The organism is Mucilaginibacter sp. P19 (genome assembly GCF_050632265.1).
Taxonomy (GTDB): Bacteria; Bacteroidota; Bacteroidia; order Sphingobacteriales; family Sphingobacteriaceae; genus Mucilaginibacter; species Mucilaginibacter gossypii.
Genome location: NZ_CP192586.1, coordinates 3922851 through 3945771 on the forward strand (window position 1 = coordinate 3922851; position 22921 = coordinate 3945771).

The following is a 22921-nucleotide window of genomic DNA, read 5'->3' on the forward strand; positions in this document are numbered from 1 at the left end:
TAAAAAATTAAATTGAGGTAAAATTGATTGGTTTAGCTTTTGGCCTTTTCCGGGGGTGAATTTACTGATCTTTAATTTAATTTCATCAAAAAGTAAATATTTATTAACACAAATCTTCAATTAATGCCATTTTTATCAAAAACAGATACATAAATTAAAATTATGTAAATTTGAAACGTCATTTTAGGCCAATAAATTATATTTAATAAAAACAGGCCGAACAAACAAAATTGCTTATAATAGTTCTGTTATTTACAAAGCTACTGCTACCATGTCTATAAACACCAGGGAAATAAAAAGTTTCTTTTACAGTCAATATTTTTCTGATGGGATCCGCATTTGTATAGGCATTTTACTGCCCTCCCTCCTGCTAATGCAGTTTGATAAGTTTGATCTGGGCCTTACACTTTCACTGGGTGCATTGTGTATCTGCGTTATAGATACTCCCGGCCCGGTGTCGCACAAGCGTAATGCTATGGCGGCCGGCAACCTGTGTTTGTTTTTGGTTGCTGCTATTACCGGTTTTGCCCGGCTCAATGTATTTACGCTTGGCTTCGAGATCACCTTCTTCGCTTTTTTGTTTTCCATGTTTACAGTTTATGGCAACAGGGCAGCATCCGTAGGCACTTCATCTTTACTGATCATGATCTTTATGATGGATAAGGCATTGGCAGCTCCCGAGGTATTGGGTTACAGTGCAACTATCTTAGCGGGTGGCGTTTGGTATATGATCTTCAGTTTATTGTTTTTCGGTATCCGCCCTTACCGCGCGGCACAGCAGGCCCTTGGCGAAAATGTTACCGATATAGCTCGTTTTTTACGCATCAAAGCCGATTTTTATTTGTCGGATACCGATATTGATGAAAACTACCGCAAGCTGGTTTCCAAACAGATCCAGGTGAGCCAGCACCAGGATGCCGTGCGCGAACTGCTTTTTAAAAGCCGCATCATGGCCCGCGAATCAACAGCTCCAAGCAGAATCCTGGTGCTTACTTTTGTGGACCTTGTTGATATTTACGAACAGATCATGGCCACACACTATGATTACAGCCACATTCGCGAAAAATTTAAAGACACTGGTGTACTTACCGAAATAGCCCGTATTATCCATAACATGGCCGATGAGCTTGATGATATAGCCTACATTATATTATCAAATACGCGTCGCCGCCATCTCACTGATTTTAATATCGAACTGGAAAAACTAAAAATAAAAATCGACTCCATCGGAAAAAACAACCAGGAAACCAGCAATCTGGTGCTTAAAAAGGTGCTGGTAAACCTGCGTTCACTTAGCGAGGGGATCAACAATATCTATAAGTACTATAGTTCAAAAGCCGCCGAATCATTAAACGAGCCCAAGGGCGATGTAGAGTATTCGGCTTTTGTTACCCACCAGGATTTTGCACCGCATATTTTCTTCGACAACTTTACGCTGGCATCCGGCGCATTCAAACATGCCCTGCGTGTAGCATTGGTGTGTTTGATAGGCTTTATCACGGCTAAATTAGTATCATTAGGCCATCACAGCTATTGGGTGCTGCTTACCATTATTGTAATATTGAAGCCAGGGTTCAGTCTTTCAAAACAGCGTAACTACCAGCGTTTAATAGGTACCATTGGCGGGGGCGTTATTGGGATAGCCATACTTACCTTTATCCCTAACGTCACCGTGCAGTTTATTTTCCTGGTGATTTTTATGATGGGTGCCTACAGCTTTCAACGCCTTAATTATGTAGTGAGCGTAATTTTCATGACGCCTTATGTACTTATATTGTTCAAGTTCCTGGGCGTTGGATTGCTCAATGTAGCCCAGGAAAGAATTTTGGATACCGTCATAGGTTCAACTATCGCGTTGGTGGCCAGTTACCTGATATTCCCTACCTGGGAATTTGAACAGATTCAGGAAGCACTTAGGGATGTGTTAGTGGCCAACATAAATTACCTGGTTACCATTGCCGAAAGTATATCGGGTAAAATGATCAGTATTACCAGTTACAAACTGGCGCGTAAAGAGGTTTATGTAAAATCGGCCAACCTTTCGGCCGCATTTGAGCGCATGACATCAGAACCTAAAAGCAAACAGCGCAAAATTAAGGATGTACATAAATTTGTGGTGCTTAACCATATCCTTTCCTCGTACATCGCTACCATTGCATCGGCACAAAGCAAAAAGGAAATCCCGGTTGCACACCCTGAAGCCATGAAGCTCATCAAAAAAAGTATAACCGTTTTGAACGATACCGGTCAAAAATTACATGCTGAAAATATTGAATTTAATATAGGTAAAATTCTACCTGTTAACCCCGAAGCCCAGAAGCCGGTACCCCAACCCGAAGATGCTTTGATGAAAGAACAATTGGGTTTTATCAATAAAATCAGCTACGATATAGCTAAGATTACCGACAGCATCCTCATTGAACCATGATTTTTAGGATTTAAGGATGGATAAGATTGACTTTGTTGGGTAATCTTCCCGATTCGAAAAATCCTGTTAATCTTCCAATCCTAAAAATCACGGCACAGTAATATGTTTAAACCTATAAATTAAAATATTTCCAAATACAAAAAATACCCGGTTATGGGGATAAGTTCATAATGATTTTTCCCTACTTTAGCCGTTGATGATACCTGTTGTTTCAAAATTACCCCAAACCGGAACTACCATATTTACCGTCATGTCGGCCCTGGCCAGCGAGTTGGGTGCAATAAATCTATCGCAGGGTTTTCCTGATTATGACTGTTCACCTGAGCTGATAGAGCTTGTAAATAAGGCCATGAAAGAGGGTCATAATCAATATGCGCCCATGGCTGGTGTTATGGCTTTAAGAGAACGTATTGCCGAAAAAACCGAAAAAATTTACGGCGCGGTTTATAACCCCGAAACCGAGATCACCATCACTGCCGGTGGTACACAGGCCATTTTTACAGCTATAAGCGCTGTAATTCACCCCAACGATGAGGTGATTATATTCGAGCCAGCTTTTGATTGTTATGCCCCTGCCATAAAACTGATGGGCGGCGTTGTAAAATCGCTTGCCCTTGAGCCTCCTAATTACCGCATTGCATGGGACATGGTTAAGCGGTTGATCAACCAAAAAACAAAAATGATCATCCTTAACTCGCCTCATAACCCAACCGCAACCATTTTGCATAAGGAGGATATTGACGAGTTGAGCGCGCTGGTAAAAAACCAGGATATCCTGATCCTTAGCGATGAGGTATATGAACACCTGATTTATGATGGCGAAACCCACCACAGCATGGCCCGCTACCCTGATCTGCAGCAGCGCAGCTTCATCGTAGCATCGTTTGGCAAGCCTTTTCATGCTACGGGCTGGAAGGTGGGCTATTGCATGGCGCCTGCTTATTTGATGAATGAGTTCAGGAAAATTCACCAGTTTTTGGTATTCGCCGTAAACACTCCTATTCAGTATGCAATCGCCGAGCATTTAAAAAACGAAGAAAATTATCTTGGCCTGGCCGAATTTTTCAGGGAAAAACGCGACCACTTCAGAAAAGGCCTTGAACAAAGCCGTTTTAAGCTTTTGCCATGTTCAGGATCATACTTTCAGTCTGTAAGTTACCGCGCTATTACCGACGAAAAAGATGCCGACTTTTCTATCCGTGTGGCGAAGGAATTTGGGGTAGCGTCCATACCTGTTTCGGCCTTTTACAGCAAGGGGATTGATCACCATGTGTTAAGGTTTTGTTTCGCCAAAAGGCAAGAAACTTTAGATAAAGCCGTTGATAGGTTAATTCGAGTTTAATTTTTGGTTAATGGCCTATAGTTCATGGATCATAGCCAGATCATAAGTTTGATTTTGGATCATGGTCTATAATTCATGGATCATAGCCAAATTGTATAAGTTTTATCCGAATGGATCAACCAACCATCATGCATTTTTGCCATGATATATGATCCATCAACTATGAACCAAATATTATGGAGAATCTTAAAATTACTGTTTTTCAAGGCTACCTTTTTTGGGAAAATACCGATAAAAATCTTCAGAATATTACCCTCAGGTTATCGGGAGGGATCCGCGAAAAAACAGATCTCATCATACTGCCCGAAATGTTCAGTACGGGTTTTACCATGAACGCCGCCGAATTGGCTGAGCCTATGAATGGCAAAACCATGCAATGGATGGAAAAAATAGCCAAACAATATGATTGTGTGATAACCGGGACCATTATTATTAAAGAAGGTGGCAAGTACTACAACCGGTTAATCTGGATGCGCCCTGACGGCAGTCATGAACATTACGACAAACGTCACCTCTTTGCACTTGGCCAGGAACATAATACCTACACCGCCGGCACCAAAAAGCTTTTCGTTGAACTTAACGGCTGGAAAATTTGCCCGGTAATCTGTTATGACCTGCGTTTCCCGGTGTGGCTGCGTAATATAGAAGCTAATCCTTACGATCTGCTCATTGTGGTTGCTAACTGGCCCGAGCGCAGGGCTGCGCACTGGCGTACCCTGATACCTGCCCGTGCGGTTGAAAACCAGTCGTACGTGATAGCAGTTAACCGCGTAGGCCACGATGGAAACGAAATTTACCATAGCGGCGATTCCACCTGTATCGATCCTAACGGTAAGGTAGTTTACTATAAACGTGATGAAGAAGACCTTTACACTTTCAGTATCATAGGTGATGAGGTTGAAAAAGTTCGCCGTGCACTACCGTTTTTAAAAGATGCGGATGATTTTGAAATCAATATCTAACCCTGATTCATAGGATTTAAGGATTTTTTGATTTAATAAGATTTTTACATCCTCTATCCAAGGCAATCCTTAAATCCTACCAATCAAGGTTCCTCTACCATTAGTTTTCCTTCACTTCATACAAAATTCATAACCGTTTTGAATTTTTGTACTGTAGAATTGAAGAAGGAAACATGCGTACTATAAAATCCCTGCTATTTATATCACCGTTATTTTTTAGTTTATTAACACAAAAGGCCGAAGCACAAACAGATACGTTAAAGATCACTTTCCCTGATGCTGAAAAACAGTTCATTGAAAATAACCTAAGCCTGCTTGCCCAAAAGTATAATGTTGATGCCTCAAAGGCGCTCATTCAACAAGCCAAACTATGGGACAACCCTGTGTTAAGCACCGACCAGAATATCCATGACGGTAGCACCAATAAATTTTTCAACCACTCAAACGGAGGCGGACAAATATTTGTCCAGTTAAACCAGGTGTTTGCCACTGCCGGCAAACGCGGCAAACAGGTAAAAGTAGCCGAAGACGATGCTAAAGTTCAGGAAGCCGCCTTTAATGACTTGATGCGTAACCTGCGTTATAATCTGCAGCTTGATTTTAGCCAGTTAGGTTCCTTGAATGCGCAACAATTAGTTTATCAAAATGAAATTAAATCGGCCACTGAACTGGTTAATGCTATTCAAAAATCATTTGATGTAGGTAATACCTCAATGAAGGACCTCATCCGTTTGAAAGCCCTTTTGTTCGGTTTGCAAAATGACATGGTTGAAAATAACCGCCAGATCAATGATCTGCAAACAGAGCTTAAAACATTACTCCAAACCAAGGAAACCACATTTGTACAGCCTGTCATAAGTGATAAGCCGGTTGAAACCGTTGATCTTGATGTGCAATCGCTCATTAGTCAGGCCATGACCAACAGGCCCGACTACCTGTCAAACCAATACCAGTTAAGTTCGGCTACCCATAACCTCGCTTATCAGAAAGCACTTGCAGTGCCTGATGTTACCTTAGGTGTATCCTACGATCAACACAGCAGCTACGCCGCGCACTACTATGGTTTACAAATTGGTTTCCCGATACCGTTGTTTAACCGCAACCAGGGCAATATCAAGTCGGCACAATACAATATCAAAAGCCAAGAGAGCACCCTGAAACAAAATGAATTCCAGCTTAAAAATGATGTAGTTGCTGCTGTTAATCAATATAAGCTAAACGTGCAGTTGTTCTCAACCCAGCAAATCTCCTTTAATGAGCAGTACGACAAACTGTTTGGCGCAATGCTCAAGAGCTTCCAGCAGCGCCAGATAAGCCTTGTGGAGTTTGTAGACTTTTTTGACACCTATAAGGACACCAAATTAAAAATATTGCAACAGCAATTCAACCTGCAAAAAGCAATTGCCGACCTCAATTTTGCCGTTGGCACAACCGTAATAAAATCCTGACTAAACTTTTAAGACTTACTATGATGAAAAGAGAAACGCTGTTTTCCGGCATCTCAGCTTTGCTACTACTTGCCGCTTGCAAAGGCAAGACACCTCCCGCTGTTGAAAACAAACAGGTAACTGTGAGTGATTCGATGGCTAAAATTATCACAATCGATACTGCCAAAATCGCTACCATAAAAAATGAGCTTACACTTTCGGGCGAGGTATCATATGATGACAACACTGTTGTTAAAGTATTCCCTTTTTCAAGCGGGCAGGTGTTAGATGTAAAAGTTTCGCTGGGCGATAAAGTGAGCAAAGGCCAAACCCTCGCCATTGTACGCAGCGCTGATGTTGCAGGTAATTATACCGACCTGAGCTCGTCAAAATCCGACCTTGCTATTTACAAACGCCAGCTTGAACAGGCCGAATACCTCTACAAAAACGGCATCTCAAGCGAGCGCGATTATACCGAGGCTAAAGAAAATTTCAACAAAGCCGAAGCCGCCTACAACAAAGTAAAAGAGCAGATTGCAATCAACGGCGGCGGTAATACCAGCCCCGGCGGTACATTGGTGATCAAAGCGCCTGAAAGCGGTTTTGTGGTTGAAAAAATATTACGGCAGGCGGCTATATCCGTCCGGATAATAATAACAGCATGTTCACCATTTCCAACATGAAAGATGTTTGGATTTGGGCAAACGTGTTTGAATCAGACATTAGCCGTGTTAAAGTTGGTTATACCGCGAAGGTTACCACTATCGCTTATCCGGATAAGGTATTTACCGGCAAGGTTGATGCAGTGAGCTCTGTACTCGATCCGGACAACAAGGTATTGAAAATCAAAATAGTACTACCTAACGATGGCATGCTGCTTAAGCCGGAGATGTTCACCAGTGTGGTAATAGCCAACAGCGAAAAAGCGCAGTCGGTTGCTATACCAGCTAAAGCCGTTGTTTATGACAATAGTAAAAACTTTGTAGTGGTTTATAACAGTAAAGACGATTTGAAGGTGCGCCAGGTAGCAGTTATTAAAACCGTTGAAGACACCACCTACATATCATCAGGTTTGCAAGCCGGTGATAAGATCATCTCAAAAAACCAGCTGCTTTTTTATGATGCCATTGCCGGCAACAACTAACAGGTGGGTAAACCAAAATTGACGGGTTTTAAATCCGGGCATTTACGTTTTTAAAATACAAAGACTACAATGAACAAGTTCATCAAAAATATTATATACTTCTCGCTCAGGCACCGTTACTTTGTGTTTTTTATGACACTGGTATTGGTAGCATTAGGTGTGTGGAGCTATACCAATACCCCTATCGAGACTTTTCCCGACGTTACCAATACACAAATCATTATTATAGCCCAATGGCCGGGCCGCAGTGCCGAAGAGATGGAAAAAATGGTTACCATCCCTATGGAAACCGTTTTAAACTCGGTACAAAAAAAGGCTAACCTTCGTACCACATCATCTTTTGGTTTATCATACATCCGTATTATTTTTGATGATGATGTTGATGATGCCTTTGCCCGCCAACAGGTATTAAGCCGACTTGGCAATGCCGATTTGCCCGATGGTGTTAAACCCGAGGTTGAACCGCCATACGGCCCAACAGGTGAAATTTTCCGTTACACCCTAAAAAGCCACACCAAATCTTTACATGACCTTACCGCTATACAGGATTGGGTGCTTGACCGCCAGTTTAAATCAATCCCCGGTGTAGCTGATGTAAACAGCTTTGGTGGCGAGGAAAAAACTTATGAAGTGAGTGTAAACCCTTCGCTGTTACAAAAATACGGTCTTACTTCGCTTGATGTTTACACGGCCCTTAATCGTAGTAACATTAACGTAGGTGGTGATATCATCGAAAAAAACGACCAGGCTTATGTAGTGCGTGGTATTGGCTTAATTAATAATATCGAAGAAATTCAGAATATTATTATCAAAAACGTTAATAACGTTCCTATCCTGGCCCGTGATATTGCCGAGATTAAAGAGGGTGGTTTACCGCGTTTAGGCCAGGTGGGCCGGGATAAAAACAACGACGTTATTGAAGGTATTGTGGTAATGCGTAAAGGTGAAAACCCTGCTGAGGTATTAAAGCTCATTAACCAGAAGGTTGTCGACCTCAACAAAAGCGTGTTACCTGCCGATGTAAAGATCTCCACCTTTTATGATCGTACCAACCTGATGGATTTTTGTACCGAAACGGTGATCCATAATTTATGCGAGGGTATCATATTGGTAACCGTTATAGTATTCTTGTTTATGGCCGATTGGCGCACAACGCTCATTGTTGCGATCATTATACCGCTGGCATTATTGTTTGCTTTCATCTGTTTACGATTAAAGGGAATGAGCGCCAACCTGCTCTCTATGGGTGCAGTCGATTTTGGTATCATCATAGATGGGGCGGTGGTGATGGTTGAAGGGATCTTTGTGGCGCTGGATCACCGGGCTAAGGAAGTAGGGATGCAAAAATTCAACGGGTTGGCTAAACTTGGCCTATTCAAAAATGTCGGCGCCGAGATGGGTAAAGCGATCTTCTTCTCCAAGCTTATCATCCTTACCTGTTTGGTACCAATTTTCGCTTTCCAAAAGGTTGAAGGTAAAATGTTCTCTCCGCTGGCTTACACTTTGGGTTTTGCTTTGCTTGGCGCGTTGATCTTTACCCTTACCCTGGTACCAGCTTTGTCAAGTATCTTACTTAACAAAAATGTAAGGGAGAAGCATAACCCGGTAGTGATATTCTTTGAAAACGGTATCCGCCGTATGTTTAGCTACACTTACCGTAACCAAAAACTGAGTCTCATTGTAGCAATAGCCTTTATGTCGGTTACCTTCTTTTCGGCTAAGTTTTTAGGTTCGGAATTCCTTCCGCAGCTTAACGAGGGCGCCCTGTGGGTAACCGCGCAGCTGCCAATGAGTACCTCGCTGGAAAGTTCGGTTAAGGTAACTGATAAAATGAGGCAGATCCTTTCAACCTTCCCCGAAGTGAAACAAACCCTGTCGCAAGTGGGCCGTACCAACGACGGTACCGACCCTAAAGGTTTCTTCAACGTTCAGATCCAGGTTGACCTTCTGCCTAAAAAAGAATGGAAACGAAGCATCAGCCAAGAAGAGCTGATAGCCGAAATGGATAAAAAACTGAGTCAGTTTCCGGGTATTGTATTTAACTATTCGCAGCCTATTATCGATAACGTAGCCGAAGCAGTTGCCGGCGTACCGGCATCTATGGCAGTAAAAATATTCGGGCCTGATTTCCAGGTGCTTGATCAGAAGGCCGACTCGGTAATGGCTGTGCTCAAGAAGATCCATGGTGTTGAAGACCTTGGTATTTTACGAAACCTCGGTCAGCCGGAGTTTCGTATTGAGCTTGACCAGCGCAAGATGGCACTTTACGGTGTGTCTACTGCCGATGCCAACTCGGTTATTGAGATGGCGATAGGCGGTAAAGCAGCCTCGCAGCTTTATGAAGGCGAACGTAAATTTGATATCCGGATCCGTTACCAAAAACAATTCAGGGATACTCAAAGCAAAATTGAGAACCTGATGGTACCTACATTAAACGGTTCAAAAATTGCAATCAAAGAGATTTCCAAAATCACCACATTAACCGGCCCTGCATTTATTTACCGCGATAACAACATGCGTTACATCGCTGTGAAATTCTCGGTGCGTGGCCGCGACTTAGGTAGCACTATAGCCGAAGCGCAGGAAAAAGTAGGCGCCGCTGTAAAACTTGACCAGGGATATTCATTTACCTGGAACGGTGAGTTTGAAAACCAGATCAGGGCATCAAATACATTAGCGCACGTAGTGCCTGTGTGTTTACTGGTGATATTCCTGATCCTGTTCATCACCTTCGGTAACGCTAAAGATGCAGTGTTGGTTATCCTGAACGTGCCTTTTGCGTTGATAGGCGGTATTTTAGCATTACATATTACTAATACAAATTTTAGTATATCAGCTGGTATCGGTTTCATTGCCTTGTTTGGCGTATGTATTCAGAATGGTGTGATACTGATCTCAGTGTTTAAGAAAAACATTGAAGAAAAAATGCACCTTGATGAGGCCATTATGCAAGGCGTGATATCACGTGTGCGCCCGGTAGTGATGACCGCGCTGATGGCTGCCATTGGTTTAATGCCGGCAGCTATCTCAACCGGTATTGGTTCGGAAACTCAGAAGCCGCTGGCTATAGTAGTTATAGGTGGGCTTGTGACATCTACCATACTAACCTTATTGATATTACCTATTATTTACGCAATCGTGTACCGTTTAATACACCGTCGTGAAAACCGTAAACTGCTGAAAAAAGTAGGTATGATAAAAGGATAAAACTGAACACTAATTATTTCGAATTAAATCGAATTTCACGAATTAGTTATTCTAAAACAAATAGCGATGGGGATATGCCCGTCGCTATTTGTTTTTAGTGACCATTTATTATACTAATAATAAAATAGGGAACTTTCCTGTTAGTAAATATTCGTGGTAATTAGTGTAATTTGTGCACACTCAAATCATATAATTGGTTTTAAATAATATGTCATTGATCAAACCCGTATTCCGCTCTGCTTTGCCGGTCACCCTGTTGCTTGTTCTGCCTTTTTTATCATCGGCACAAAAGAAAAAAGAGAAGGAAAAAGACTACGCCCAACTGGTTGATCCATTTATAGGTACTGGCGGACATGGGCATACTTATCCCGGTGCGGTGATGCCTTTCGGCATGGTACAGCTTAGTCCGGATACCCGGTTGGAGGGTTGGGATGGCTGTTCCGGTTATCATTATACCGATAGCCTGGTATATGGTTTCTCGCACACGCACCTGAGCGGTGCCGGTGTCCCTGATTACTGTGATGTATTGTTTATGCCAACCACCGGCGATCCTAAATTTAAAAACACAGATTATCGGTCGCACTTTAGCAAAAAAATGAGAGTGCTACACCAGGTTATTATAAAACACTGCTCGATAAATATAATATTGGCGTTGAGCTAACTGCAACTACCCGTGTAGGCATGCATCGCTACACTTACCCGTCAACCGATAAGGCAAATATTATTATCGATCTGCAGCACCGCGATGAGGTTTTGGATTCATGGATAGAAGTAGTAAATGATCATGAATTACGTGGTTTCCGTATGTCGAAATCATGGGCCGACAAACAGCAGGTATATTTTTACGCTAAGTTTTCAAAGCCTTTTAAAACTTACGGTATTGCTTTAAATAACGAGGTACAAAATGGCCAAAGCAAAGCACAGGGCAAAAATGTAAAGTTGTTTTTGCAGTTTAATAATCCCGGCGAAGTAATCAGCAAGGTGGGTATCTCGTCGGTAAGCACCGAAGGTGCTTTAAAAAACCTGGATGCAGAAATACCTGATTTCGACTTTAAAAAAATTCAGAAAGATGCCAAAATAGCCTGGAACCATGAATTGAATAAAATTCAGGTTGAGGGCGGCGCACCGGCCCCGGCAACCCAAACCCAACCCGTAGGCGGAACAAGCCCATACAGTTATGCTCCTCCTGCTAAAAAAGTGGTGCAGCCCGATTATGCTAAAATCAAACAAACCATATTTTATACCGCCTTATACCATAGCATGGTTGCCCCCAATATTTACAGTGATGTGGATGGGCAATACCGTGGTATGGATCAACAGGTACATACAGCTCAGGGATTTGATTACTACACCGTGTTTTCCTTATGGGATACCTACCGGGCCGAGAACCCGCTGCTTACGCTGATAGACCGCAAGCGCACGCTCGATTTTATCAAGAGTTTTATGGCGATGTATGATCAGGGCGGCTTATTACCGATATGGCCGCTTGCGAGTACCGAAACTTATTGCATGATCGGCAATCATTCAATCCCGGTCATTGTGGATGCTTACGCGAAGGGCATTCGTGATTTTGATGCCGAGAAAGCTTTTATCGCCATGAAAGCCGCCGTAAACCGTAACCAGTTTGGGCTGGATAATTATCGCAAAAACGGAGCAGTTCAATCAGACGAAGAAGATGCGTCTGTGTCTAAAACATTGGAGTATGCTTATGACCATTGGTGTATAGCTCAAATGGCAAAAATGCTCAATAAAACCGACGACTATACCCAATACATTCAGCGGGCACAATACTGGAAAAATGTTTTCAACAACCAGAATACTTTTATGCAGGCACGTGCTAACGGCGGCTGGTTTGAGCCTTTCGACCCTGCAGAGATCAACAGCAATTATACCGAGGGCAACTCCTGGCAGTATTCGTTCCTGGTACCCCACGATGTAGAAACACTGATTGATAAAATGGGAGGCAAACAGGCATTTGAAAACAAGCTCGATGAATTGTTCAGTACACAATCAAAACTTAGCGGCAGTGACATTCCCGATGTAAGCGGATTGATAGGCCAATACGCACATGGCAACGAACCAAGTCATCACATGGCGTACTTATATAATTTTACCGACTCGCCGGATAAAACCCAGTTTTATGTGAGCCGTATTTTGCGGGAAGAATACAGCAACAAACCTGATGGTTTAGCCGGTAATGAGGATTGCGGGCAAATGTCGGCCTGGTATGTGATGAGTTCTTTAGGAATTTACAACATTGCACCCGGTCAGCAGGATTTTCAGATTGGTATCCCGCAGTTTGATAAGGCAGTGATCAATTTGGAGAACGGCAAAAAATTCAGCATTATCAACCCCGGCGCCGGCATTACCCGCAGCAATATCTATCTGCAAGGCATGAACCTTGATAAAAAGGTATACAGTAAGCTTTTTATCAACTACGATGATATTACCAAAGGCGGGGATTTTGAAGTGTTTACCGGCAGGCTGGCTAATAAGATCTTTACCCAGGACCCGGAAAAACCTGTTTCAAAAATTACGGATAACCTGATTATTTCTAACCCATATATCATTGCACCTGCTAAATCATTCAAACAGCCTTTCAGCCTTGAAATCAAAGATCAGGATACCGATGCAAAAACCTATTACACACTCGATGGCTCTGCTCCTACTGCATCGTCAACGCCTTATACACAGCCAATTACTATTAGCGATAATATCACGGTAAAAGCTATCGCGATAAAGGAGGGCAAAAGCAGCTTTGTTGATGAGGCAAGTTTCATCAAACTCCGCAACGATATTAAGCTAACTATACTGAATAAATACCTGCCTAATTACGCAGCAAAAGGCGATGAATCATTAATTGATGGACAGCACGGCACTACCAACTGGCGTTTAGGCAATTGGCAGGGTTACCAGGGAAAGGATTTTATAGCCATTGTTGATATGAGCGCCGTTAAACCCATCAAACAAATCAGCGTCAGTACCTTGCAGGATAGCCGCGCCTGGATTGTGTTCCCTAAATATGTACAGTTCTGGACATCAAATGATGGCAAAACTTACAAACTGGCGACCACCGTTAACACCAAAGTTGATATTAAAGATACCAACGTGCAAACCCAGGAATTTACCGCGCCGTTAAACACCAATGCCCGTTATATTAAACTGATAGCCAAGCAATACGGCCCGCTTCCAGATTGGCATGAGAATAAAGGCAGCCAGTCCTACATTTTTGCTGATGAGATAACCGTGGAGTGATTTTAGATGTGTGTATATGCAAATGATTGAAGTTTTGCCATAGCTAATCATTTAAAAATGAATAAAACTATTTCATTTTTAAACGGTTAGCTTTATACAAAAAACTTTACCACACATGGAAAATTACAAACCTACCTCTGACGACGGAAGACCGCCGGCATCATTAGTTATTTTACACTTATCGGGTGGCTTATTGCCTATTTTGCATTATAAACCAACAATAAAACACCGCTGGCAGCCTACCAGATGAGACAAACACTATTGTTTCACCTGGTTTCAATCGTAATTTCATGGCTTGCCGGTTTTATTATAGGCATGGCCTTTGTAACATCAGGAATATTCATAGGTGCGTCAATCCTTTGGATTATACGTTTAGGCTTACTGATCATATGGGTTATCGGCTTAATTGGTGCTGTTAATGGCGAAAGAAAACCGATGCCGCTTATTGGAGAGCCCGCACAAAATATGTTTTCGGGTATTTAAGATTCAGAATGCCATCGCAGACTTACGAAGTTTCAAAAACTTCGTAAGTCTTAAGATTTCCGTTATTGCTTTTCTAACAAATGTTTAGCCTCCTGTAGTTTTTCCATTTCGTCTTTAGGCAAAACAGGGAACTCCAGCCTCAACTTTTTCAAGGTATCCCTAATTATAGTTGATATCGCGATGCGCGTAAACCATTTCTTATCAGCCGGGATAACATACCAGGGGCAATCATCTGTAGCGGTTTCGTTAATGGCTTTTTCATAAGCTTTCATATACTCATCCCAATGCTCCCGTTCCGCAATATCGCCGGCCTGGAACTTCCAATTTTTTTGGGGTTATCTATTCGCTTTAAAAACCGCCTCTTTTGCTCCTGTTTTGAAACATTCAGGAAAAATTTGATCACAACAGTGCCGCTGTTACAGATATGCTTTTCAAAATTGCGGATGCTCTCATATCGTTGCTCCCAAAACTGCTTGTCAATATCCTTTACTTGCTTTATCGTTGGATTATTTTCCTTTAAAACAAGTTCGGGATGGACTTTAACGACAAGCACATTTTCATAGTGCGACCTGTTATGGATACCAATACGCCCTCTTTCGGGCAGGGCTTTGTAATGCCGCCACAAAAAGTCGTGATCATAGTCTTCTGAACTGGGTTGTTTAAAGCTGTAAACCTGGCACCCCTGAGGATTTATGCCCGACATGGTGTGCGCTATAGCGCTGTCTTTTCCGGCAGCATCCATCGCTTGAAAAATAATAAGCAATGAATAACTATTTGAGGCATACAGTTGTGCCTCCAATTTAGACGTTTCAGCTATCAGTTCATCCAAAACAGACCCGGCATCTTCTTTTTCGTAACCATAGCTAAATGCAGGATCATGATCACTCAGCGAAAATTTGGTATTACTTGGTACCTTAAATTGCTCTGTCAAACTTTTCATATAAATAGATATCCATACAAAGTACAAAAACAACATTAAAGTTTTAGCAACTTGATTTCAAATATACGTTGCAACCTTCAACAGGCGATTTTTTTATCCAAACAGCTTTTGATTTATTTATTGTGTACTTTGCACATCATAAATATGTATTATGCCAGCGTTAACCTAAAATTTACCTGTCTATTTTACGTTGTTTATATTTGTTAAACTGCACTATGATATAGTGTCATAATTTTACATTTTTTACCCAATGTTCAGACGTATACGCAACCGGTTTCTGAGATATTTTGTCATATTCATTTACTTCGTAATTATTTTCTTTTGTTCTATTGAGCTTAATTTCCTTTGGCTTTTCGGATACTCACCTGACATGCAGGACATTAAAAGCCCGGTACTTTCGGTAGGATCGGAAGTTTACACTGCAGATGGCAAACTTATAGGCCAGTATTACAAGGAGAACCGCTCACCAATTGAATTTAAAGAGATCTCCCCCAACCTCATAAACGCCCTTGTGGCAACTGAGGATGTGCGGTTTTACAGTCATGGCGGAGTAGATTTTTACTCCTTTTTTACCAGTGTGCTCTCAACAGCCAAAGGCGACCGCCGCGGCGGCAGTACCATAACCCAGCAGTTAGCCAAAAACCTTTTTGAAACGCGTAAAAAGAAATCGCAGGGCGTCATTAAGCATATCCCGGTGCTGCACACTATTGTTTATAAATGCAAGGAGTGGCTTACCGCTTTTAAAATTGAGCACGTTTACAACAAGCAGCAAATATTGACGTTATACTTCAATACCGTGCCCTTCGGCAATAATTCGTACGGTATTAAAACAGCATCGTTAAAGTATTTTAATAAGCAGCCAGGCACCTTAAATCCTTCCGAATCAGCCCTACTTATTGGCATGCTGAAAGCCACATCGAGCTACAATCCCATTAAAAATCCGCAGCGTGCTACCGAAAGGCGCAATACGGTATTGGGACAGATGGAAAAATACAAGTTCCTCACTGCCGACCAGTATAAAAGTAACGTCGCGTTACCCCTCGGGCTCGACCTGAGTTATGTTGAAGACGACTCCCACGGCGATTCGTACCTGCGCCGCGCCGTTGAGAAATGGCTGGACAAATGGTGTAAGGAAAATGATTATAACCTTTATGAGGATGGTCTGAAGATCTACACCACCATCGACTCAAAGATGCAGCAATATGCCGAAGAAGCTGTTACCGAAAAAATGAAGATGCTACAAAAACGCTTCTATAACCTTTGGGGAAACAAAAATCCGTGGCGCGATTCAAAAGGCGTTGAGATCAAAGATTTCATTCTCAAAAACGAACAAAGGCTTCCTATTTACAAGCTACTTGAAAAAAATACGGCGGTGATACGATAAAGATCCAGGGTTACTTTAAAACGAAAAAGCGGATGACTGTGTTTACCTGGCACGGAGAACAGGACACTACTTTTTCTACTATAGATTCTATAAAATATTACGCTAAGATCCTGAACACCGGCATGATGACACTGGAGCCATCAACCGGTAAAATAAAAGTTTGGATTGGTGGTATCGATCATCGTTTCTTTAATTACGATCACGTAAACCAAAGCCGCAGACAGGCAGGCTCCACCTTTAAGCCATTTGCCTATTTAACAGCGCTTGATAATGGCTTTACCCCTTGCGATAAGTTTACCGACAAGCCGGTATCCATCAAGTACAAAGACAATGGCGAGGACAAAGTTTGGGAGCCTAACAATGCCGACTTCCATTTCTCCTATCGTGAAATGTCACTGCGCTGGGCTATGGGTAAATCTGTAAATTCCATTACAGCACAACTAACCGAAAAAGTGGGCTGGGATAAAATTGTGGAATATGCTCACCGCTGCGGCATCGAAAGCCCTTTGAAGTCAGTTCCGTCGGTATCATTGGGTTCAAATGATGTTTCGGTTTATGAAATGGTTAGAGCTTACAGTACGTTTCTTAACAAAGGCGAAAAATTGGATCCGTTGCTGGTCACTAAAATCACCGATCAGCAAGGCAATGTGATACAGGAGTTTAAGCTTAAAACCGAGAAAGTGTTAAGCGAGGAAACTGCCTGGCTGATGCTTTACATGTTCCGTGGGGGGATGGAAGAACCCGGCGGAACCTCACAGGCGCTGTGGGAATACAACGGCCTTTGGAAAAAAGACAACCAGATAGGCGGCAAAACCGGTACATCATCCGATTATGTGGATGGCTGGTATATGGGTATCACCAAAGATCTGGTAACAGGCATTTGGGTTGGTGCTGATGACCGGTCAGTACACTTTACCACATCCGAAACCGGCGAAGGCTCACATACGGCGTTGCCTATCTTCGGCAGGTTTATGGAAAAAGTATATGCCGATCAGTCGTTAGGTTATACTTACGGACCATTCCCCAAACCATGGACCAAGATCACCAAAACTTATAATTGCCCATCGCCGCATATTGAAGAAGATACAACTTCAACTGATAGCATAAGCAACCCTATTGATACAACGGGCGTAACACCTGTACAGGAAAACAATCCGGAAAACCCGGAAAGCACACCGCCTAATAACCAACGGTAAACAGGTAGAGGCGTTTTTTTCATACTGTGAAGAGAAAATGAATAAGGTTGTTTTTTGAACTAAGAACAACCTTATTTTATTAAATTAGCCATATCTATTTAGTTAAATAATATATGAATAAAGTTTACTCACTTTTCAATAGAGTTAAAAAGCACACTATTATATTCATTTGTTTTGTCGGCTCGCTGTTGATAAGCATCAATGCCAGGGCGCAATATTTTGGCCAAAACAAGGTGAGGTACAAAAACCTTAAATTTAACGTTTATAAAACCCCTCACTTCGAGATTTACTATTACCTGAAAAATGATAGTATGGTAAAACGCTTTGCCCAGGAAAGTGAACTTTGGTATACGCTCCATCAACAGGTTTTCAGGGACACATTTAAGCATGCCAATCCAATAATACTATATGCCAACCATCCCGATTTTCAGCAAACAACCGCTATTGATGGCGAGATCGGTGTAGGTACCGGCGGTGTTACCGAAGGCCTTAAAAATCGGGTGGTAATGCCGGTGATGGAAACTAACCAAACCACGAGGCACGTTATCGGGCACGAGTTGGTACACGCTTTCCAGTACCGTTTATTGCTGGGGCATGATCTCGTCCGAATATGAAAATATAAACAACATTCCGCTTTGGATGATAGAGGGTATGGCCGAGTACCTGTCCTTAGGTAAAAAGGACAGCTATACAGCCATGTGGATGCGTGACGCATATTTGAACCATGATATCCCTACCGTTCGTGATCTTACCGAAAGCAGCAAATACTTCCCTTATCGTTATGGCGAGGCATTCTGGTCGTTCATAGGCTCAACTTATGGTGATACGGTTATAATACCCTTCTTTAAAAACGCGGCTAAATTTGGTTTAGAGTATGGCATCAGGCGTACGTTTGGTTATGATGACCGAACCCTTTCCCGCCTTTGGAAAAATTCTATTGAGGCTACCTATAAACCCTTTTTAAAGGATACCACTCAAACACCTAAAGGCATCAAACTGGTTGACAGTAAAAACGGTGGCGACCTTGTGGTTGCCCCGTCCGTTAGTCCCGATGGTAAATATGTTGCCTTTCTATCGGCCAAAAGTTTATTCAGTATTGATCTTTATTTGGCCGATGCTAAATCGGGGCGCATATTACGAAAACTCACGAGTAAGGTATCCAACACCCATATTGATGAGTTTAACTTCATCGAATCGGCAGGTGCATGGTCGCCCGATGGAACTAAATTCGCATTTAGTGTATTTAGCAAAGGGCGTAACAGGCTCGATGTAGTTGACCTGAAAAGCGGCAATGTAATTGACGATATTTCGATGGAGCAGGTAGGTCAGTTCAGTAACGTTTCATGGTCGCCCAATGGCAAGGATATTGTTTTCCAGGGATTGGTTGAAGGGCAGAGCGATTTGTATTCTTATAACTTCGATACCAAAAAGATTACGCAGCTTACTAACGATAAGTTTTCTGATTACCAACCAAGCTATTCGCCGGATGGTAAAAAGATCATTTTTTCAAGCGATAGGACCACCTATGACCAAAGCCTTGAACAGGACATCCCTTTCAACCTTGCCGAACTTGATCTGGCAACGGGAAAGGTAACCGACATAAAAATTTTTAACGGCGCTAACAACCTGAACCCGCAATACTCAGCCGATGGCAAGCAGATCTACTTCCTGTCAAACCGTGATGGCTTCCGTAACCTTTACCGCTATACTATCGCGTCGGGTCAGATAGAACAAATGACAAACCTGTTCACGGGCATCTCTGGCATTACGGAATATTCACCAGCATTAAGTATTTCCAATCATGATGACGTGGTTTACTCTTACTATCGTGCGCAAAAATATTCCATTTATAACGCCAAAGCGTCCGACTTTACTCCTGTTGTTGTGCAGCCGGGTGAAGTCAACTTTGCAGCAGGCACGCTGCCGCCAAACCGCTCCGTTGGCGTCGACCTGATCAACTCTAACCTGAACAACTTTTTGGCCTATCGTAAAATCCCGACTGATTCGGTTAAGGCTATTCCGTTTCGCTCAAAATTCAAGCTCGATTACCTTGCAGGAAGCGGCATTGGTGTTGGTGTAAGTAACTTCTATGGCACAAGTCTTTCAAGCGGGATCCAGGGCGTATTTAGTGATATTTTGGGCCGCAACCAGATCTTTGCAGCAGCATCGGTGAACGGGCAGATCTATGATTCAGGCGCTGCGGTAACTTATGTAAACCAAACCGGCCGCTGGAACCTTGGTGTGGGCGTTTCTCACATCCCTTACCAGTTCGGCTTCAATACAACCACCTACCCGGTAAGGAATGTGGGCGGTAAAAATCAAACCGTTTATTCTGATAACATTGACATTATCCGCAATTTTGAGGATGCGGGCAGGGTGTTTACCTCATACCCTATTTCCAGGACAACACGCTTTGAAGTGAGCGGAGCAGCCTCACACAACTATTACCGTGTTGACCGTTACAGCGATTATTACCTGCTTGATACTGCAGTAGTAAATGGCAAACAGCAAATCGGCATAGGTAATTATATTACGTCTGACAGGAAAAAAATCCCTAACGAAGAAGAGTCTGCAACCCTTAATCAAAACTACGGTTCCACTTATTTCTATAACTTAAAATCATATTCCATTTTAACGCTTTCAACCGCGCTAATTGGCGACAACTCATTTTTTGGTGTTACAGCACCGTTAAATGGTTTCAGGTACAGGCTGGAAGCCGGTTATAATTTCGGCACCTATAAGTTCTTTGCACCAACAATTGATGTAAGGAAATACGTACGTACCGCACCGGTAACCTTTGCGGCCAGGTTCTTTGCTACAGGCCGTTTCGGCGATGATAAAGGGCTTTATCCATTATTTGTGGGTTATCCTTTTTATATCAGGGGTTACGAAGGGCAAACATTTTATAATAACGGTAAGGCTACAACCAACGGCTTTACTATCGACCAATTATCAGGCAGTCGTTTGGCTGTATTTAACTTTGAGGTGCGCTTGCCATTTACCGGTCCCGAAAAATTGGCTGCTATTAAATCCAAATTCCTGTTTACCGATCTTAACTTGTTTTTTGATGCAGGTTTAGCCTGGAATTCTGGTGATCATATCTATTTTCAGAAAGATCCGCCGGTGATTGGTCAGCAGGACTTTATAAATTCTGACGGCACTACTACAACACAAAACATTTACGGTCGGGTACCGGCATTGAGTGCCGGTATTTCCCTGCGAATTAACGTATTTGGTGCTTTTATATTAGAGCCTTACCTGGCTGTTCCATTTAACCGCAGCGATGTTAAAAAACCGTTGTTTGGTTTAGGTTTTACACCAGGTTGGTAATAGTACTTATTACGATGATAAAACAGAAGAGCGGCTATGCAGCCGCTTTTCTGTTTTATATTGCCTAACAATAAGCTATGACAATAAAAGATGAGCTGTCTCCATCCATTTTTTAATTAGCGCGACCCTATCCTTTAAAAATTTTGGCCCGAAAAAGAAATTTGACCAGTCATCAAAGTTTTCATACTGGAAACCAAGATAAAATACCCAAAAGCCGAATCCTAAATATGGAATGGCATTAATTTCTTTATCTGATAATGGCCTAACTTTACGGTAATTTGCAATGAAGGCTTTGAATGCATCGCGTCCCTGTTGTTCTGTAATTTTTCCGTAGGTAACCTCCATAAAATAGTGAATAAAAAAAGAGGTGATATCGTAAGCTAATAATCCTTTCCCTGCAAAATCGAAATCAAAAAAAGTGATCTCACCTGCGTTGGTAAAATGAAAGTTCTTAGGGAGAAAATCAAAATGACAATATCCACAGCTGAACTCCCCGTCAAATTGGTTGTATTGGCCGATTACATCGAGAGCAGTATTTCTCAGATATTCATACTCGTTTTCAAGTCCGGCAAATGCAGGTTCAATAACTTTGATGGGATCAATTATAACCGTATTCATTGAGTATGCTTTACGCTGATGGCTAAGTTCAATTGAAGAGGCAATGTTATGTATGGCTGCCATCTCCATACCTATTACTTCAAGATGTTGCTCACTAAGAGCAGAAACAACACCTCCCTGTGCCCACGAAAACAACACGCCATAACGAATCCCTTCGGCAGCATTGAAAACCTGCAACATTTCGCCACATATATCAGAAATTGGCCTTGATACTTTGGCGCCCTTTTCAAACAGGATAGTTAACAGCTCTACCTCGCCCTTGATCTCTTCCAGCTTTCGGTGCGCATCCCTGTAAATCTTAAAAATGTACTTTTCGGCTGTATTTTCTATAATATAAGTGTCGCTCACATTGCGTATCAATAACCGGCATGTTGTATGGCTTAAACCATAACTTTCCTGAAGTTTTATATTTAGTGCTTTTGATGATAAGGTTGAGTATTGCGTAGGGAAGATTTCCATAGGTTAACAAAGGTAGCTTATAATCTACAAGCTGGCTATCCATTTTAAAACCTATTTATATTTTGTATGTTTAACCTATAACCTACACACTATGAAAAAGTTACTGCTGTTAATATCCATTGTATTTTGCCCGGCATTATTGCTGGCCCAAACCGGCAGCAAAAGCAGTAATACAACAACAATGATTCCTGCCAATGATATTGTAAAAAACATATCTGTAGCGCCCAATACGCATACATTTTATTTTTTCATTCAAAAAACAAACCTCGCACTCACTTACACAAGCCGCGGGCCTATCACCGTATTTGTACCGGTTGATGGCGGGTTTAGCGACATGCCTACCGGTAAGTTCGACTCCCTTGCCAAACCTGCGCATATTTGGGAACTTACAGATTTAGTAGCCTATCACGCCATTGCCGGGCAGCTAAAGGCAAGAGACATTCAGAAAAAGATCAATAAAGGAAAAGGCATAGCCACATTTACCACACTTTCGGGCGGTAAATTATTCGCTAAAATAGATAGCAACAGCAATATCGTTTTGATTGATGGCAATGGAGGTAAAAGTACGATCAGTCAGTTTGATATTAAACAAAACAACGGCATAGTACATCTGGTAAATAAAGTACTGGTACCTAAAAAGAAGCTCATATAAACAGACTGCCAAATGACAATCCTCATATAATAAAATTACGTATTTGAGTTATAGCATATAGTAGTTTCCGACAATAAAAAGGCAGCATCTATAA

At 42.1% G+C, this 22921-nt stretch carries 12 protein-coding genes and 4 pseudogenes; 14 read left to right on the forward strand and 2 right to left on the reverse strand.

The genetic code is table 11. The features are described from left to right. Positions 1-271 precede the first annotated feature (271 nt). From ACQ86K_RS18960 to ACQ86K_RS19005, 10 genes and pseudogenes are all read left to right on the forward strand, one after another. On the forward strand, positions 272-2428 hold the full coding sequence (locus ACQ86K_RS18960) for an FUSC family membrane protein (protein ID WP_091162598.1): 2157 nt from the start codon (positions 272-274) through the stop codon (positions 2426-2428). Between the two features lie 196 nt (positions 2429-2624). Further along, positions 2625-3770 (forward strand): methionine aminotransferase, encoded by a 1146-nt coding sequence (locus tag ACQ86K_RS18965; protein WP_091162597.1) that lies wholly within the window; start codon positions 2625-2627, stop codon positions 3768-3770. A 176-nt stretch (positions 3771-3946) separates the two neighbouring features. Further along, positions 3947-4732: a nitrilase family protein gene (locus ACQ86K_RS18970; RefSeq protein WP_091162596.1), complete on the forward strand. Its 786-nt coding sequence runs from the start codon at positions 3947-3949 to the stop codon at positions 4730-4732. 173 nt (positions 4733-4905) lie between these two features. Further along, positions 4906-6180 (forward strand): TolC family protein, encoded by a 1275-nt coding sequence (locus ACQ86K_RS18975; RefSeq protein WP_431198552.1) that lies wholly within the window; start codon positions 4906-4908, stop codon positions 6178-6180. A gap of 134 nt (positions 6181-6314) precedes the next feature. After that, a pseudogene (locus ACQ86K_RS18980) lies at positions 6315-7303 on the forward strand (efflux RND transporter periplasmic adaptor subunit). A gap of 69 nt (positions 7304-7372) precedes the next feature. Then, positions 7373-10510 (forward strand): efflux RND transporter permease subunit, encoded by a 3138-nt coding sequence (locus tag ACQ86K_RS18985; protein WP_354483846.1) that lies wholly within the window; start codon positions 7373-7375, stop codon positions 10508-10510. A 379-nt stretch (positions 10511-10889) separates the two neighbouring features. Then, positions 10890-12925: pseudogene (locus ACQ86K_RS18990) on the forward strand (GH92 family glycosyl hydrolase); the annotation flags it as partial. Next, positions 12905-13765, forward strand: a complete 861-nt coding sequence (locus ACQ86K_RS18995; protein ID WP_431200890.1) for a chitobiase/beta-hexosaminidase C-terminal domain-containing protein — start codon at positions 12905-12907, stop codon at positions 13763-13765. The pseudogene ACQ86K_RS18990 and the gene ACQ86K_RS18995, both read left to right, overlap by 21 nt. 115 nt (positions 13766-13880) lie before the next feature. Then, positions 13881-14015 (forward strand): hypothetical protein, encoded by a 135-nt coding sequence (locus tag ACQ86K_RS19000; protein ID WP_431198553.1) that lies wholly within the window; start codon positions 13881-13883, stop codon positions 14013-14015. Next, a complete protein-coding gene (locus tag ACQ86K_RS19005; protein WP_091162591.1) occupies positions 14012-14248 on the forward strand; it encodes a hypothetical protein in 237 nt (78 codons plus the stop codon). Before ACQ86K_RS19000 ends, ACQ86K_RS19005 begins: the two co-directional genes overlap by 4 nt. Before the next feature lie 62 nt (positions 14249-14310). Here ACQ86K_RS19005 and ACQ86K_RS19010 read toward each other — a convergent pair. Then, positions 14311-15224 (reverse strand): annotated as a pseudogene (locus tag ACQ86K_RS19010) (polyphosphate kinase 2 family protein). 214 nt (positions 15225-15438) lie between these two features. Between ACQ86K_RS19010 and ACQ86K_RS19015 the strand changes: the two are divergent. The 3 genes and pseudogenes from ACQ86K_RS19015 to ACQ86K_RS19025 all read left to right on the forward strand — a co-directional run bounded on the left by ACQ86K_RS19015 (position 15439) and on the right by ACQ86K_RS19025 (position 21098). Further along, positions 15439-17768: pseudogene (locus ACQ86K_RS19015) on the forward strand (penicillin-binding protein 1A). Positions 17769-17881: 113 nt separating this feature from the next. Then, positions 17882-18382, forward strand: coding sequence for a hypothetical protein (locus tag ACQ86K_RS19020; RefSeq protein WP_431198554.1), 501 nt, complete (start codon positions 17882-17884; stop codon positions 18380-18382). Then, a complete protein-coding gene (locus ACQ86K_RS19025) occupies positions 18363-21098 on the forward strand; it encodes a DPP IV N-terminal domain-containing protein (protein ID WP_431198555.1) in 2736 nt (911 codons plus the stop codon). The genes ACQ86K_RS19020 and ACQ86K_RS19025 overlap by 20 nt, the downstream gene beginning before the upstream one ends. Before the next feature lie 75 nt (positions 21099-21173). On the opposite strand, the gene ACQ86K_RS19030 is transcribed toward ACQ86K_RS19025, so the two are convergent. After that, complete coding sequence (locus ACQ86K_RS19030; protein ID WP_091162588.1) at positions 21174-22175, reverse strand: phosphotransferase enzyme family protein; 1002 nt, start codon at positions 22173-22175, stop codon at positions 21174-21176. 91 nt (positions 22176-22266) lie between these two features. Here ACQ86K_RS19030 and ACQ86K_RS19035 point away from each other — a divergent pair, with 91 nt between their 5' ends. Next, complete coding sequence (locus ACQ86K_RS19035; RefSeq protein WP_091162587.1) at positions 22267-22827, forward strand: fasciclin domain-containing protein; 561 nt, start codon at positions 22267-22269, stop codon at positions 22825-22827. Positions 22828-22921 lie beyond the last annotated feature (94 nt).

What these genes read in the sequence shown, in the direction of transcription:
- ACQ86K_RS19020 (WP_431198554.1), top strand. Translation starts at nt 17,882, where the DNA reads ATGAATAAAGTTTACTCACTTTTCAATAGAGTTAAAAAGCACACTATT.
- ACQ86K_RS18995 (WP_431200890.1), top strand. Translation starts at nt 12,905, where the DNA reads ATGAACCTTGATAAAAAGGTATACAGTAAGCTTTTTATCAACTACGAT.
- ACQ86K_RS18975 (WP_431198552.1), top strand. Translation starts at nt 4,906, where the DNA reads ATGCGTACTATAAAATCCCTGCTATTTATATCACCGTTATTTTTTAGT.
- ACQ86K_RS18970 (WP_091162596.1), top strand. Translation starts at nt 3,947, where the DNA reads ATGGAGAATCTTAAAATTACTGTTTTTCAAGGCTACCTTTTTTGGGAA.
- ACQ86K_RS19000 (WP_431198553.1), top strand. Translation starts at nt 13,881, where the DNA reads ATGGAAAATTACAAACCTACCTCTGACGACGGAAGACCGCCGGCATCA.
- ACQ86K_RS19030 (WP_091162588.1), bottom strand. Translation starts at nt 22,175, where the DNA reads ATGGAAATCTTCCCTACGCAATACTCAACCTTATCATCAAAAGCACTA.
- ACQ86K_RS19005 (WP_091162591.1), top strand. Translation starts at nt 14,012, where the DNA reads ATGAGACAAACACTATTGTTTCACCTGGTTTCAATCGTAATTTCATGG.
- ACQ86K_RS19035 (WP_091162587.1), top strand. Translation starts at nt 22,267, where the DNA reads ATGAAAAAGTTACTGCTGTTAATATCCATTGTATTTTGCCCGGCATTA.
- ACQ86K_RS18985 (WP_354483846.1), top strand. Translation starts at nt 7,373, where the DNA reads ATGAACAAGTTCATCAAAAATATTATATACTTCTCGCTCAGGCACCGT.
- ACQ86K_RS18965 (WP_091162597.1), top strand. Translation starts at nt 2,625, where the DNA reads ATGATACCTGTTGTTTCAAAATTACCCCAAACCGGAACTACCATATTT.
- ACQ86K_RS19025 (WP_431198555.1), top strand. Translation starts at nt 18,363, where the DNA reads ATGATCTCGTCCGAATATGAAAATATAAACAACATTCCGCTTTGGATG.
- ACQ86K_RS18960 (WP_091162598.1), top strand. Translation starts at nt 272, where the DNA reads ATGTCTATAAACACCAGGGAAATAAAAAGTTTCTTTTACAGTCAATAT.